Annotated in this window: 11 protein-coding genes, 6 tRNA genes and 1 pseudogene; 5 read left to right on the top strand and 13 right to left on the bottom strand. The window is 57.5% G+C overall.

All coding sequences use genetic code 11. The annotated features are described in order from the left end of the window. Nucleotides 1-33 precede the first annotated feature (33 nt). The 13 genes and pseudogenes from rplL to ACOYW2_RS23695 all read right to left on the bottom strand — a co-directional run bounded on the left by rplL (nucleotide 34) and on the right by ACOYW2_RS23695 (nucleotide 5,514). Entirely contained in the window at nucleotides 34-417 is a 384-nt protein-coding gene (rplL, locus tag ACOYW2_RS23635; protein WP_218950963.1) for a 50S ribosomal protein L7/L12, read from the bottom strand. A 73-nt stretch (nucleotides 418-490) separates the two neighbouring features. Next, complete coding sequence (gene rplJ, locus ACOYW2_RS23640; RefSeq protein WP_482418316.1) at nucleotides 491-1,021, bottom strand: 50S ribosomal protein L10; 531 nt, start codon at nucleotides 1,019-1,021, stop codon at nucleotides 491-493. Nucleotides 1,022-1,242: 221 nt separating this feature from the next. Next, nucleotides 1,243-1,947 (bottom strand): 50S ribosomal protein L1, encoded by a 705-nt coding sequence (rplA, locus tag ACOYW2_RS23645; RefSeq protein WP_482418317.1) that lies wholly within the window; start codon nucleotides 1,945-1,947, stop codon nucleotides 1,243-1,245. Between the two features lie 30 nt (nucleotides 1,948-1,977). Then, entirely contained in the window at nucleotides 1,978-2,403 is a 426-nt protein-coding gene (rplK, locus tag ACOYW2_RS23650) for a 50S ribosomal protein L11 (protein WP_180137673.1), read from the bottom strand. Nucleotides 2,404-2,431: 28 nt separating this feature from the next. After that, on the bottom strand, nucleotides 2,432-2,962 hold the full coding sequence (gene nusG, locus ACOYW2_RS23655; RefSeq protein WP_180137674.1) for a transcription termination/antitermination protein NusG: 531 nt from the start codon (nucleotides 2,960-2,962) through the stop codon (nucleotides 2,432-2,434). Between the two features lie 18 nt (nucleotides 2,963-2,980). Next, entirely contained in the window at nucleotides 2,981-3,364 is a 384-nt protein-coding gene (gene secE / locus ACOYW2_RS23660; RefSeq protein WP_180137675.1) for a preprotein translocase subunit SecE, read from the bottom strand. A gap of 60 nt (nucleotides 3,365-3,424) precedes the next feature. Beyond that, nucleotides 3,425-3,501 (bottom strand) — tRNA-Trp (locus ACOYW2_RS23665). Nucleotides 3,502-3,567: 66 nt separating this feature from the next. Beyond that, nucleotides 3,568-3,717, bottom strand: a complete 150-nt coding sequence (rpmG, locus tag ACOYW2_RS23670; RefSeq protein WP_092214426.1) for a 50S ribosomal protein L33 — start codon at nucleotides 3,715-3,717, stop codon at nucleotides 3,568-3,570. 16 nt (nucleotides 3,718-3,733) lie between these two features. Continuing rightward, nucleotides 3,734-4,931: pseudogene (gene tuf, locus ACOYW2_RS23675) on the bottom strand (elongation factor Tu). A 116-nt stretch (nucleotides 4,932-5,047) separates the two neighbouring features. Continuing rightward, nucleotides 5,048-5,124, bottom strand: a tRNA-Thr gene (locus ACOYW2_RS23680). Between the two features lie 35 nt (nucleotides 5,125-5,159). After that, nucleotides 5,160-5,235: transfer RNA gene (locus ACOYW2_RS23685), tRNA-Gly, on the bottom strand. A 97-nt stretch (nucleotides 5,236-5,332) separates the two neighbouring features. Further along, nucleotides 5,333-5,417, bottom strand: a tRNA-Tyr gene (locus ACOYW2_RS23690). A gap of 21 nt (nucleotides 5,418-5,438) precedes the next feature. Continuing rightward, nucleotides 5,439-5,514, bottom strand: a tRNA-Thr gene (locus ACOYW2_RS23695). A 398-nt stretch (nucleotides 5,515-5,912) separates the two neighbouring features. Here ACOYW2_RS23695 and ACOYW2_RS23700 point away from each other — a divergent pair. The 5 genes from ACOYW2_RS23700 to ACOYW2_RS23720 all read left to right on the top strand — a co-directional run bounded on the left by ACOYW2_RS23700 (nucleotide 5,913) and on the right by ACOYW2_RS23720 (nucleotide 13,509). Then, complete coding sequence (locus ACOYW2_RS23700; RefSeq protein WP_482418319.1) at nucleotides 5,913-7,658, top strand: LysM peptidoglycan-binding domain-containing protein; 1,746 nt, start codon at nucleotides 5,913-5,915, stop codon at nucleotides 7,656-7,658. Between the two features lies 1 nt (nucleotide 7,659). Continuing rightward, a tRNA-Arg gene (locus tag ACOYW2_RS23705) sits at nucleotides 7,660-7,734 on the top strand. A 270-nt stretch (nucleotides 7,735-8,004) separates the two neighbouring features. Beyond that, the gene (locus ACOYW2_RS23710; RefSeq protein WP_482768181.1) at nucleotides 8,005-10,032 is read left to right on the top strand and encodes a TOL_0244 family TonB-dependent receptor; all 2,028 of its coding nucleotides are present in this window, start codon (nucleotides 8,005-8,007) and stop codon (nucleotides 10,030-10,032) included. A 53-nt stretch (nucleotides 10,033-10,085) separates the two neighbouring features. Beyond that, the gene (locus ACOYW2_RS23715) at nucleotides 10,086-10,631 is read left to right on the top strand and encodes a TOL_0243 family YfiR-like periplasmic protein (RefSeq protein WP_482418321.1); all 546 of its coding nucleotides are present in this window, start codon (nucleotides 10,086-10,088) and stop codon (nucleotides 10,629-10,631) included. 19 nt (nucleotides 10,632-10,650) lie between these two features. Further along, on the top strand, nucleotides 10,651-13,509 hold the full coding sequence (locus ACOYW2_RS23720; protein WP_482768182.1) for a response regulator: 2,859 nt from the start codon (nucleotides 10,651-10,653) through the stop codon (nucleotides 13,507-13,509). Nucleotide 13,510 lies beyond the last annotated feature (1 nt).

Consider the following 13,510-nt stretch of genomic DNA (forward strand, 5'->3'; position numbering starts at 1 on the left):
TAATTGGGTATGGTAGGCTAATTAAGCGTTTGATTACTTAAGTTCAACCTGAGCGCCAGCTTCTTCGAGCTGAGCCTTGACTTTTTCTGCTTCGTCTTTGGCGATGCCTTCTTTAACGGGCTTGGGAGCTTCGTCAACGAGAGCCTTGGCTTCTTTGAGACCGAGGCCGGTGATGGCGCGGATCTCTTTGATCACGTTGATCTTCTTGTCGCCGGCAGAAGTGAGGATGACGTCGAACTCAGTCTTCTCTTCAGCAGCACCGCCTGCATCGCCTGCAGGGCCAGCAGCCATCATGGCTACGGGAGCGGCAGCAGAAACACCAAATTTATCTTCAAGTTCCTTAACGAGCTCGGAAAGCTCGAGAACAGTCATGTTTGCGATAAACTCAATTACGTCGTCTTTGGTAATATCAGCCATTGTTTTATAACCTCCAGAAAAACTTATCTTGTTCTAGTGTATCGATTGTGTCGTAAACGGAAACCCGCGCAAATTACGCCGCTTCCTTCTGATCCTTGATGGCCGAAAGGACGTTGACCATCTGTCGGGGGACTTCTGCAAGAACGCGTACCATACCAGTGGGCACCGCATTCATGGCGGAGAGTACCTGGGAGAGGAGAACCTCGCGTGAAGGCAGCTCGGAGAGCGCCTTGAGGCCATTCAAATCCAGGGTCTTGCCTTCCATGACGGCTGCCTTGATCTGCATCTTCTCGTTCTCTTCGACGAACTTGGAGAGGATCTTGGCAGGAGCCACCGGATCATCAAAACTGATGGCGATGGCCGTGGGGCCCTTGAAGGAGTCGGTAATAAGCGCTGCGTCTGTCTCTTCGGAAGCGCGCCGAAGCAGGGTGTTTTTGGCCACGTGGAACTCGACGCCGACCTTGGTCAGTTCGGCTCGGAGCTTGGTCACGGTAGCCACGTCCAGTCCCTTGTAATCCGTCGAGATGACGATGGCGGACTTCGCAAGCTTTTCGTGCAGGCTATCTACAACAGCCTTTTTCTTATCCAGATTCAATTCTTTCACACCTCCTTTAAGCAGATTTTTCTACATGAGGTGCCAACTGTACCAAAACGAGTGTCTCGGTAGGCCGGCCTCGCCGATTAAACACGGTGAACCTAACGTGTGCACCTACTGTCTGTGACATATATAGAACCCGGGCCTTGCCGCACCAAGTGCGGCAGGCGGGTTATGCCCAAATGAAAAAATCGATATAGTATATACCTTGAGCAGATCAAAGGCAAGATCTATTTTGCAACTTCTTTCAGAGCGGTGGGATCGACCCGGTAGCCGTGTCCCATGGTAGAGGAAACAGTGAGGCTCTTGAAGTAGGCGCCTTTGGCTGCGGAAGGCTTGAGCTTGATGAGCACCTCAAGAAGTGCGGTCAGGTTTTCGGTGAGTTTTTCAGCACCGAAGGAGACCTTTCCGATGGGGGCATGGATGATCCCTGCCTTCTCCACGCGGAAGTCGATCTTACCGGCCTTGAGCTCTTCAACGGCCTTGGCCACGTCAAAGGTGACGGTGCCGGTCTTGGCGTTGGGCATCAGGCCACGGGGACCGAGAACGCGACCGATCTTGCCGACCACGCCCATCATGTCGGGGGTGGCAATGGCCTTGTCGAACTCGAACCAGCCGCCCTGGATCTTTTCAACGAGATCCTGGCTTCCTGCGAAATCAGCACCGGCGTCCAGTGCCTCTTTCTCTTTTTCGCCCTTGCAGAACACAAGGACCTTCACCTCTTTACCGAGGCCGTGGGGAAGGATGCAGGTGCCGCGCACCATCTGATCCGCATGACGGGGATCGACCCCGAGACGGATGGCCACGTCCACGGTTTCGTCAAACTTGGCGTATGCGTTGGAAACAGCAGCCCCCACGGCTTCAGCCAGTTCAAACTTCTGCAGGGGAGTTACATCTTTCCCAGCTTCTATGTATTTTTTACCACGCTTTGGCATCGTACCCTATTGCTCCTTATCTAAATCCAATTAGACGACGTCAATTCCCATGCTTCGGGCTGTGCCTGCAATGATCTTGCTTGCAGCCTCGAGATCGTTGGCGTTGAGGTCTTCCATCTTGATCTTGGCGATCTCTTCCACCTGATCCATGGTAATTTTTGCGACCCTGTTGCGAAGGGGATCGCTAGAGCCCTTCTGAAGCTTGGCTGCTTTTTTCAGAAGCACCGATGCCGGAGGGGTCTTGGTGATGAACTTGAACGTCCTGTCGGCAAAAACGGTAATCACCACCGGGATGATCATGTCAGGCTCTTCCTTGGCGGTTCGTGCGTTGAACGCCTTGCAGAAGTCCATGATGTTCACACCATGCTGACCAAGCGCAGGACCAATGGGTGGTGAGGGGTTGGCTTTGCCGGCCTTTACCTGTAATTTTATCTGTCCAATAACTTTTTTTGCCATTGTACTTACTTACTCCCGATAGTGAATGCTATAACTTCGTTACCTGAACAAAGTCCAGTTCAACTGGCGTAGCACGTCCAAAGATACTCACCAGCACTTTGATCTTTCCCTTTTCAGGATTGACTTCTTCTACCGTGCCGTTGAAATTCGTGAAGGGCCCGTCGATTACGCGAATCTCGTCGCCAGTTTCAAATAGAAATTTCGGTTGAGGCTTCTCTTTGCCCGCCTCCATGCGGTTCAGGATCTTTTCGGCCTCGTCATCCGAGATCGGCGCAGGCCTGTTCCTTCCCCCAAGAAAACCGGTAACTTTCGCGGTGTTGTTGACGATGTGCCAGGTATTGTCGTTCAGCTCCATTCGGACAAGGATGTAGCCCGGGTAGAATTTTCTTGAAGACTCACGCCGCTTCCCCTTGACCAGCTCAACGACCTGCTCCGTGGGAACAACGATCTCCTCAAATTTCTCCTTGAAGGGTGATGCGGTTATCCGCTCTTCCAGGGCAGCTTTGACCTTATTTTCAAAGCCCGAGTATACGTGAACCACATACCATTTTAGAGCCACTGAACTATCTCCTCGGTTTTAGTGAAGAACGAGACTGATTAGGCCCTTTAAACCCACATCGACCAAGCCCAGAAAGGATGAGATGAGAATCACGAGGACAATGACCACCGAGGTGGAGGCAATCGTCTGTTTCTTTTCAGGCCATACAACCTTTTTTGTCTCTAATTTCACCTCGTTAAAGAAAGTTTTCACCTTCTCAATCAAACCAGGCTCATTATTGATTCCGGTCGTCTTCACCGAATAATGAGCCTTGGTCTGAATCTGCTTTTTCTGATCAGGTAACTTCTTTGACGAGGGCCCTTGGTCCGCCAGAACGTCAGCTTGTGATTCCCTTCGAAGCTTTTGCTTCTCCTTTTGCTTCAGTTTCTGGCTCTCTGTCTTTTTGCGCTGTATACGACCCATACCTCTCCTTCTGTATCTGTCGATAGGGAGGTCCCAGGGAGCCCCTCTAATCAAGGTTTGTGGCAGGTCAGGAGGGACTCGAACCCCCAACATTCGGTTTTGGAGACCGACGCTCTACCAATTGGAGCTACTGACCTGCAAGGTAAACCTTTTTCAAGCGACCGGGGTGAATTCGGTGGGACCCACCCCGGCTATGGACCTGATTACTTCGTCTCCTTGTGAGCAAGATGCTTCTTGCAGAAGGGACAGTACTTCTTGAATTCAAGCTTGTCAGGCGTCGTACGCTTGTTTTTTGTCGTGGTGTAGTTTCGCCTTTTGCACTCGGTGCAGGCGAGAGTCACTAGAGTTCGCACTTATCGGCTCCTCGATCTATTCGATGATTTCGGATACAACCCCGGCACCGACGGTACGGCCGCCTTCGCGAATCGCGAAACGAAGCTCTTTTTCCATGGCGATGGGGCTGATCAGTTCAGCAATGATGGCGGTGTTATCGCCGGGCATGATCATCTCAACACCCTCAGGCAGGTTCAGGATACCGGTCACGTCCGTGGTACGGAAGAAGAACTGGGGACGGTAGCCGGAGAAGAAAGGAGTATGACGTCCGCCTTCTTCCTTGGAGAGAACGTAGATCTCTGCCTTGAACTTGGTGTGGGGAGTGATGGTCCCGGGCTTGGCCACAACCTGGCCGCGCTCGACCTCGTCACGCTTGGTGCCGCGGAGAAGCAGGCCTACGTTGTCACCGGCCATGCCTTCGTCGAGAAGCTTGCGGAACATCTCAACACCGGTACATACGGTCTTGGCGGTGGGACGGATACCCACGAGTTCCACTTCGTCGCCGGTGTGGATCACACCGCGCTCAATACGACCGGTAACAACGGTACCTCGGCCGGAGATAGAGAAGACGTCCTCGATGGGCATGAGGAAATCCTTGTCGGTGTCACGCTCGGGCTCGGGGATGAAGCTGTCACAAGCATCCATGAGCTCGAAGATGCACTGAGCAGCGTCGTCTTCGTGGCTGTCGGCTTCCAGGGCGCGCAGGGCGCTGCCGCGGATGATGGGGGTGTCGTCGCCGGGGAAATCGTATTTGGAGAGAAGCTCCTGGAGCTCCATCTCAACGAGCTCAATGAGCTCTTCGTCGTCGACCATGTCGCATTTATTAAGGAAGACCACAATGCGGGGAACGCCAACCTGACGGGCGAGCAGGATGTGCTCACGGGTCTGGGGCATGGGGCCGTCATCAGCGGAAACAACCAGGATTGCGCCGTCCATCTGAGCAGCACCGGTGATCATGTTCTTAATGTAGTCGGCGTGGCCGGGGCAGTCAACATGAGCATAGTGACGATTGGGGGTCTCATACTCCACGTGTGCGGTGGCAATGGTGATTCCGCGCTCTTTCTCTTCAGGAGCCTTGTCAATCTCATCGAAAGCGATAGCAAATTATACCTGCGGCACGGAGTGCGTTCTGCTTGGTGATCGCAGCGGTCAGCGTAGTCTTGCCATGGTCAATGTGACCGATGGTACCGACGTTCACATGCGGCTTGGACCGCTCGAATTTTTCCTTTGCCATGTCAACTACCTCCCTGTACGTTTGGTGCTTTACCCAAATTGTGTTCTTAATATAATATGGTGTGACTTGCTTACTTACACCTGCCGCAATATCAGAAGGCTAAACACAAATCAGCGTGGAGCCCATGATCAGAGTCGAACTGATGAACCTCATCCTTACCAAGGATGCGCTCTACCAACTGAGCTACATGGGCTAAATCGCTGATTATGCGGCCGGGCAATAGCCAAATGGAGCGGGAGACGAGATTCGAACTCGCGACATTCAGCTTGGAAGGCTGAAGCTCTACCAACTGAGCTACTCCCGCCGACCTAACCGGTGTAAAACACCGGAAGCAAGTTTTATGCAGGCAGCCGTGTAGTCGCGGCCATTTGGCCTCCTACACCCGGCTTGCTTTTCCGGGATGGTGGTGGGGGGAGGATTTGAACCTCCGAAGGCTGAGCCGTCAGATTTACAGTCTGATCCCTTTGACCACTCGGGAACCCCACCATTTTTGGAACATGTTCTTTTTGGAGCCGGCACCCCGAATCGAACGGAGGACCATCTCATTACAAGTGAGACGCTCTGCCAACTGAGCTATGCCGGCTCGATTTGAAGACTGCCGTCGTCAAAGAACGAAGCCTTTTTACCCATGAGGCCATAATTTATCAATGCCGATTATAGGTGATTAGATGGAAATATTAGCCTCAAAGCCCAATTTATCGCCCAAAAGCTCCGTATTTCTCCCACAAATGCGATTTTGCAAAAAACCAGCATGCCCACCGGACATCTTCGGACCTAATTGTCGGATATTACCATACAATTGGTTTTTTATCCCCTTAAATTTGCCTCCCCTTTTTTCCCGCTGCCGTCTCCTTTTTTCTTCGTCTGCCCGGAGCCGCTCACCGGGCTTCCACCCAAATCACTTGACACCTCCTGCCCAAGCCTGTAATTCCCCTGTATTCAGATAACAACAACTTACAGCCATATAAGAGCCAAAACCCTATGAAAAAGACCTCCCTTATCACATGCGCCTTCGTGCTGCTCACCACCGCATGCACAACGCCGACGGCCCCCCTCAATACCAAGGCGCCACGCTATCCTTATATAGGCATAGAAAAAACAGCGCCCGAGCCCACGGATTTCAACTTCGCCACCAACCGGCGCAATATCTCCCTGGAATTGCCTGAAGAAGCCCAGGAAGAGCTCCCCCTCTTCGACCATGCCATCGAGTACTGCAAGGCGGCCCAGTCATTCTGGGAAAAGGGCGACATGGACGGGGCCCTCTCCAGCCTTGACGAGGCCTACGGCCTGATTCTCAAGGTCGACACAGGCAACGATCCCCTGCTTCTCCAGCAGAAGGAGGACCTCCGGTTCACCATCTCACGCCGGATCCTTGAGATTTACACCTCCCGGGCCACCACCACCTCCTTTACGCGCAACGCCATCCCCATCACCATCAACCAGCAGGTGCAGCGGGAGATCGACATCTTCACCAAAAAGGACCGCCGCTTCTTTGCCGAATCCCTGAAACGATCCGGGCAGTACCGGCCCATGATGGTCAAAAAACTCCAGGAAGCCGGCCTGCCTGCCGAACTCTCCTGGCTGCCCCTGGTGGAGAGCGGGTACAAGGTCAAGGCCCTCTCTTCTGCCCGGGCCCTGGGTCTCTGGCAGTTCGTCCCGTCCACGGGGTACATGTACGGCCTCAAGCGCACCACCTTCGTGGACGAGCGCCTGGACCCGGAAAAATCCACGGACGCCGCCATCGCCTACCTCGACAGGCTGCACAAGCTCTTCGGGGACTGGTCCACGGTCCTTGCGGCGTATAACTGCGGCGAGGGCCGGGTGCTGAAGATCATCCGCCGCCAGAACCTCAACTACCTGGACAACTTCTGGGACCTCTACTCCCGGCTTCCCTCGGAGACGGCCCGCTACGTGCCCAAGTTCATTGCCACGATCCACATCGTCAACAACCTTGAGAAGTACGGCTTCCACACCGTCACGTTGAACACGCCGCCCACGTTTGACACCGTGACCGTCAAAAAGCAGGTAAAACTCGCGGATGTGGCCAAGGCCATCGGCGCCCCCTACGCCACCCTCAAGCGCCTCAACCCCGAGCTGCGCTACGGCATCCTTCCCAAGGAGAGCTACAGCCTCCGGGTTCCCGTGGGCAAAAGCAAGGCCACCCTCACCGCCATGAGCTCCCTGAGGGTCTCCCTGCCGCCCCAGCGCGCCTTCGTCTACCACAAGGTCCGCCCAGGGGACACCCTCTCCACCCTGGCCAAGCGATACGGCACCTCGGTAAAGGCCATCTCAAGGGCCAACGGCCTCTCCAACCGCCACATCATTGTGGCCGGAAAGAAGATCAAAATCCCCCAGCGGGGCTACACCACCAAGGGATATTACGCCAACACCGCCATCCCCAACGCCAAGCGCCCCACCAAGCATGTGGTGCGCAAGGGCGAGTCCCTCTGGCTCATTGCCAGAAAGTACGGCACAACCCCCACGGCGCTCAAGGAGACCAACCGTCTCTCCAGCAACACCCTCACCGTGGGCCAGGTCCTCAAACTGCCCAGCCCGGCTTCGCCCAAGGCCCGCCAGGCAAAAAAATCCGTCTATTATGTCAAACGCGGTGATAATCCCTTTACAATTGCCACAAAACATAATATCTCAGTCGCGAGATTGCTTGACCTGAATAACCTGACTTCAGGAAGCACCATCTATCCGGGTCAGCGTCTCTATATAGATTAGTGCCCCCATAGCTCAGTGGATAGAGCATTGGATTCCTAATCCATGTGCGCAAGTTCAATTCTTGCTGGGGGTACCATCCTATAAAAATACACGCAAGTTTCAAAGGGTTGGGACGATTGTCCCGACCCTTTTTGCGTTTGGGGCCGCCCGTTTCCCACCGCCTTCGCATTGCTGCCTGACCGTCCCCGTGGTATATTAACAAAGTTAGCGCATTTAACGCCCCTTACCCGGCACTTGTCTCCCGTTTCCCTCTCCTCCGCCGGGCAGGTCAACATACCGCGGCCCATTGCCCTTCCCGCTGCCGCCCGTATGGTGCACCGACCACATCGGCAGCCTGGAGATCCCCATGAAAAAGTCACGCCCCCCACATTGTCGTGCCATCCTTGCGTGGACCCTCGCCATCGGGCTTTGCCTGGCCTTGCCGGCCGGTGCCACCGAAGACTTTACGGAACTCTCCATCGAAGAGCTCGCCAACATCGAGGTCACCTCGGTCTCCCGCAAGCCCCAGAAGCTCTCCCACGCCCCGTCGGCCATCTTCGTCATCACCTCCGATGATATCCGCAGGTCCGGGGTCACCAATATCCCGGATGCCCTGCGCATGGTCCCGGGCATTCAGGTGGCCCGCATATCTTCGAGCAAATGGGCCATCACCGCCCGGGGGTTCAACAGCCAGTTCGCCAACAAACTCCTCGTCCAGATGGACGGCCGCACCCTCTACTCCCCCCTCTTTTCCGGGGTGTTCTGGGAGGACCAGACCACCCTTTTAGAGGACATCGATCGCATCGAAGTGATCCGGGGCCCCGGTGCCAGCCTCTGGGGCGCCAATGCCGTCAACGGCATCATCAACATCATCACCAAGACATCGGACAAAACCCAGGGGGCCCTTGCCACCAACCGCGTCGGTACCCTGGAGCGTAGCGGCGGCGGTGCCCGCTACGGGGGCGAGGCCGGATCCAAAGGCCACTACCGCCTCTACGCCACCTACGCCAACCGGGATGAATCCGTCAGCCCCGAAGGCGAGGGCAGCGGCGACTCCTGGGACACCCTCCAGGGAGGATTCCGCAGCGACCTGACCCCCACGGCCGATATGCGCCTCACCTTCCAGGGCGACGTTTACTCCGGGCGATTCAACGAGCGTACAAATCTCCCGTCCCTTTCCGCGCCATACACAACCTTGTACGAAAATGAAAACGACTCCAAGCACATGAACCTGCTGAGCCGGGTCACCCGCACCCTGTCCACCACCTCGGAGTTCACCTTCCAGGCCTACTACGACCGCTCGGAAAAAGAAGAAAACGATCTCTCCTGGGAAGGAGACCTTGCCGACCTCGATTTTCAGCACCGGTTCCAGCCCCTTTCAGGCCACGAAGTGATCTGGGGGTTTGGGTACCGCTATTATTCGGACACCATTGAATTCAGCGACAACTTTACCCTGGCCTCCCCATCCACCACCGACCATCTCATCAGCACCTTTCTCCAGGATGAAATCACCCTCACACCGTCCCTGCAGCTCACCCTGGGCACCAAGCTGGAACACAACGACTACACCGGAACGGAGATTCAGCCCAATGCCCGGATTCTCTGGGCACCCAATGCCATCCACAGCACCTGGTTTGCCGTCTCCCGGGCCGTTCGCACCCCCAACCGATCCGAAACCCAGATCCGGATCCGCCAGGCGGTTGTACCTCCGGGGACCCCGGTCAATCCCTCTCCCCTTCCCCTGGAGGTGCTCATCACAGGAGACGAGGACTTCGAATCCGAAAAACTCATCGCCTTAGAGGCCGGCTACCGCCTCACCCCGGACCCCGCCTTCTCCCTGGACCTGGCCCTCTTTTTCAACAGCTACGACGACCTCAGCGGCTACCTCACCGGCGAGCCGGTGCCGGACCCGGGGGCAGACCCGCCCCGCGTCACCCTGGAGACCTCCATCAACAACGGCATGGAGGGACACACCTGGGGCCTGGAGGTTGCTTCCAACTGGGCGCCCCGTCCCAACTGGCGGCTCCAGGCCTCCGGCACCCTCTTCCAGGCCAGCTACGACACCAAGTCCGGCTACGCGGGGAGTTTTTCCGATGACACCGACGACGCCGCGCCCAAGGTCCAATTCTCCCTGCGGTCCGGCCTGGACCTCTCACCGAGGGTGACCCTGGACCTCTGGCTCCGTCACATGGACGACATCCAGGAAGGACGCGTGGATGCCTACACCGAACTCGACGCGCGCCTCGCCTGGAAACCGACTAAGGGCGTGGAACTCTCCGTCACCGGGCAGAACCTCCTCCACGAAAGCCACGCAGAGTTCGCCGAGTCCCTTTTGTGGGTCGCGCCCACGGAAGTGGAGCGTTCCGTCCACGCCCAGGCGACCCTGGCCTTTTAACCCCAAACGCGGCAGGCCCCGTTTCGCGGTATTCCGCACGTTTTCTCAAGGTCATGAACAGCAAGCAACGCCTCACCATCACCGTTCTTGTCTTCTGCATCGCTCTTTTCAGCGTGGGGCCTGCCCGTGTGTCTGCGGAGCCGGCAACGGAGAGCCGCATCAAAGCGGCTTATCTCCTGAACTTTGCCCGGTTCGTGACCTGGCCCGAAGAGGCCTTTGACAACAGCGTGGCTCCCATCGTGCTCTGTGTTCTCGGTGACGACCCCATTGATTCGGCCCTGCCCACCATCCAGTACAAACGGGTCCAGGACCGCCCCCTGGAAATCCGCCATATCAACACCCTAGGGGAGTTGCCACGTTGCCACATGCTCTTTGTGGGGGAGACAACCCCGAAAACCATCCAGCAGATCCTTGCGGCCATCGGGACCCGGCCCATCCTGACCGTCAGCAGCCTCCCGGGATTCTCCAGCCGGGGGGGCATGCTCACCTTTATCAAGACGGAAAACAAAATCCGTTTTGAAGTCAACCTGTCCACCACCCGGACAGCGGGACTCGCCATCAGCTCCCGCCTGCTCAAGCTCGCCCGGCTGGTGCCCTAACACAGATACAGGCGACCCCATGCTCACCTACTTCAAAGCCCTGCCCCTCCGGCAGAAACTCGTGGCCCTGATGACCCTTATCTCAGGCTTCATCCTGATTCTGGCCACCTTGCTGCTGCTGGCCACCGAGGCCTTTACGTCTCGACAGGAGATGCACAACAACCTCTCCATGCTGGCCCGCATCATCGGATACAACTCCGTGGCCCCCCTCACCTTCAACGACACCAAGGTGGCAAGGGAAAACCTGGAGGGGCTCTCCGTGGACCCCAGCCTGGACCGGGCCCGCATCCACAAACCCGACGGGACCCTCTTTGCCCAGTACCGGCGTCTTCCTCCGTCCTCCCAGACCCCGGAGTCCGCTCCGCCCCACCGCCTGCTAAACGACCTTCCCTTTCCTGCCACCCACATCGAGGTGAAAGAAGAGATTCGCTTCGACGGTGAGCTCCTGGGCACCGTCACCCTGCAGGCAGACCTCACCCGGGTCTACCGCCGACTCCTCTTCTACCTGGCCGCAGCCATGGGGATCCTGGCCCTCTCCATTTTTGCCGCCTACACCATCTCCTCTCGCCTCCAGGTTATCGTTTCCGGACCGATCCTGGAGCTCACCGGCATGATGAGCGAAGTCTCGGAGGGAAAAAACTACGCGGTCAGAGCCGTCAAGCGCACAGAAGATGAAATCGGCCTGCTCATGGAGGGGTTCAACGACATGCTGAGCCAGATCCAGCGCCGCGATGCCGAGCTCCTGAAACAGCATGAGAGCCTGGAGGAGACCGTGGCCCTGCGCACCGCAGAGCTCCGGCAGACCGTGGCGGACCTCAAGGACGCCAAGGCCGCCACCGAGGCCGCCAACTTCCACTTAAGGGAAGCCATCCACAACGCCAAGGACCTGGCCCGGGCCGCGGAAGCGGCCAACAGGGCCAAGAGCCGCTTCCTGGCCAATATGAGCCACGAAATCCGCACCCCCATGAACGGCGTCATGGGCATGACCCGGCTCCTCATGGGCACCCCCCTGTCCGAAGAGCAGACCCACCGGGTACACACCATCCAGAAAAGCGCAGATGCCCTGCTGACCATCATCAATGACATCCTGGACTTCTCGAAGATCGAGTCGGGCAAGCTGGAGCTGGAGGCCATCGACTTTGACCTTCTGACCATGCTGGAAAACATCAACGACATCATGGCGGTCAAGGCCCAGTCCAAGGGCCTTGAGTACATCTTCCGCATGGACCACGACGTCCCCTTGCGCCTCTCCGGGGACCCGTCCCGCCTGCGGCAGGTACTGATGAACCTCATCAGCAACGCCATCAAGTTCACGGCCAAAGGCGAGGTGCTCATCCACGTCACCCGGTGCACAGAGCGGGAAGGGGCCTCTCGGATGAAAATCCCCCTGTGGTTCGCTGTCTCCGATACGGGCATCGGCATCCCCGAAGAGGCCCGCGACAACCTGTTCTCTCCCTTTACCCAGGCCGACGTCTCCACCACCCGACGGTTCGGCGGTACAGGGCTGGGGCTCTCCATCTCCAGGCAACTCATCACCCTCATGGGTGGTGAGATCGGGGTGGAGAGCGAGGAGGGCAAAGGGAGCACCTTCTGGTTCACCGTGATGCTGGACGCCTGCCCACGCGAAGGAAGCTTCTGCATGACCCCGGCAGCCGATATCCGCGGCTGCCGCATCCTGCTGGTGGACGACAACAAGAGCAGCCGAAAAGCCCTGAAAAGCCAGCTGGAGGCCTGGCACTGCCGCACCGACGAAGCGCCCAGCGGAGAGGCGGCCCTTGACCTGCTCGTTTCAGCCATCCACCGCGATCCCTATGCCATCGCCGTCATCGACAGCGACATGCCGGACATGGACGGCGAAACCCTGGGCAGGCGCATCCGGGCCCACGGATCCCTGCAGGGGCTCTCCCTCATTTTCATGGCCACCCTCTGGCAGCGGGGCGATGCCAGCCGCTTCAAATCCGCTGGTTTCGACGCCTACTTCACCAAGCCCTACAAGCGCTCTCAACTCTACAACTGCCTGGCCACGCTCCTGGGAGGAACCCCGGTGGAGAACCAGCCCGAAAAGCCGTTTCTCACCCGCCACACCATGGCCGAGCTTTCGCGGCGCAACCACCGGATCCTCCTGGTGGAAGACTTCCCCATCAACCAGGAGGTGGCCCTGGGCATCCTGGAGAGCTACGGCTTCCGGGCCGATGTGGCGGAAAACGGCCTCCAGGCCGTCAAAGCCATGGAAACCACCGCCTACGACCTCGTCTTCATGGACCTCCAGATGCCGGAGATGGACGGGTTTGAGGCCACCCGCGTGGTGCGGGATCCCCAGTCGGCCGTCATGCGCCACGATGTCCCCATCGTTGCCATGACAGCCAACGCCATGGAGGGGGACCGGGAAAAATGCCTCAAGGCAGGCATGAACGACCACATCCCAAAACCCATCCTGCCCGAAGCGGTGTATCACGCCCTGCAGTCCTACCTCCTGACCCCTCCCCGCCCCCAGGCCCAGCCGTCCCTGCCGGAACCCCGGGAAAAGGAGAAGCCCCCGGAAGAGCTCCTGCTTTTTGACCGGGAAGATCTCCTCCTGCGTATCCAGGGCAACACCCGGCTGCTGGACAAACTCATCACCCTTTTTCTTGAAAAAACACCCCAGGAGCTGGAGCGCCTGAGGGAAGCCGTGGCCCAAGGGGATCCCGAACCCATCCGTGCACAGGCCCACAAAATGAAGGGGTACTTTGCCAACATCTCGGCCAAGCGGCTGGAACAGCTGGCCGCAACCCTTCAAAACACGGCGGAAAAAGGAGATGTAAAGGCGTGCGCCGACCATGCGGCAGCCATTGAGGAGGGGGTGGAACGGTTTGTGAAATGCCTGGAGGAAGGCATGTAGC

The sequence above is a fragment of the Desulfoluna sp. CLI2B genome, assembly GCF_056847375.1.

What these genes read in the sequence shown, in the direction of transcription:
- rplL (WP_218950963.1), bottom strand. Translation starts at nt 417, where the DNA reads ATGGCTGATATTACCAAAGACGACGTAATTGAGTTTATCGCAAACATG.
- rplA (WP_482418317.1), bottom strand. Translation starts at nt 1,947, where the DNA reads ATGCCAAAGCGTGGTAAAAAATACATAGAAGCTGGGAAAGATGTAACT.
- rplK (WP_180137673.1), bottom strand. Translation starts at nt 2,403, where the DNA reads ATGGCAAAAAAAGTTATTGGACAGATAAAATTACAGGTAAAGGCCGGC.
- secE (WP_180137675.1), bottom strand. Translation starts at nt 3,364, where the DNA reads ATGGGTCGTATACAGCGCAAAAAGACAGAGAGCCAGAAACTGAAGCAA.
- ACOYW2_RS23700 (WP_482418319.1), top strand. Translation starts at nt 5,913, where the DNA reads ATGAAAAAGACCTCCCTTATCACATGCGCCTTCGTGCTGCTCACCACC.
- ACOYW2_RS23710 (WP_482768181.1), top strand. Translation starts at nt 8,005, where the DNA reads ATGAAAAAGTCACGCCCCCCACATTGTCGTGCCATCCTTGCGTGGACC.
- ACOYW2_RS23715 (WP_482418321.1), top strand. Translation starts at nt 10,086, where the DNA reads ATGAACAGCAAGCAACGCCTCACCATCACCGTTCTTGTCTTCTGCATC.
- ACOYW2_RS23720 (WP_482768182.1), top strand. Translation starts at nt 10,651, where the DNA reads ATGCTCACCTACTTCAAAGCCCTGCCCCTCCGGCAGAAACTCGTGGCC.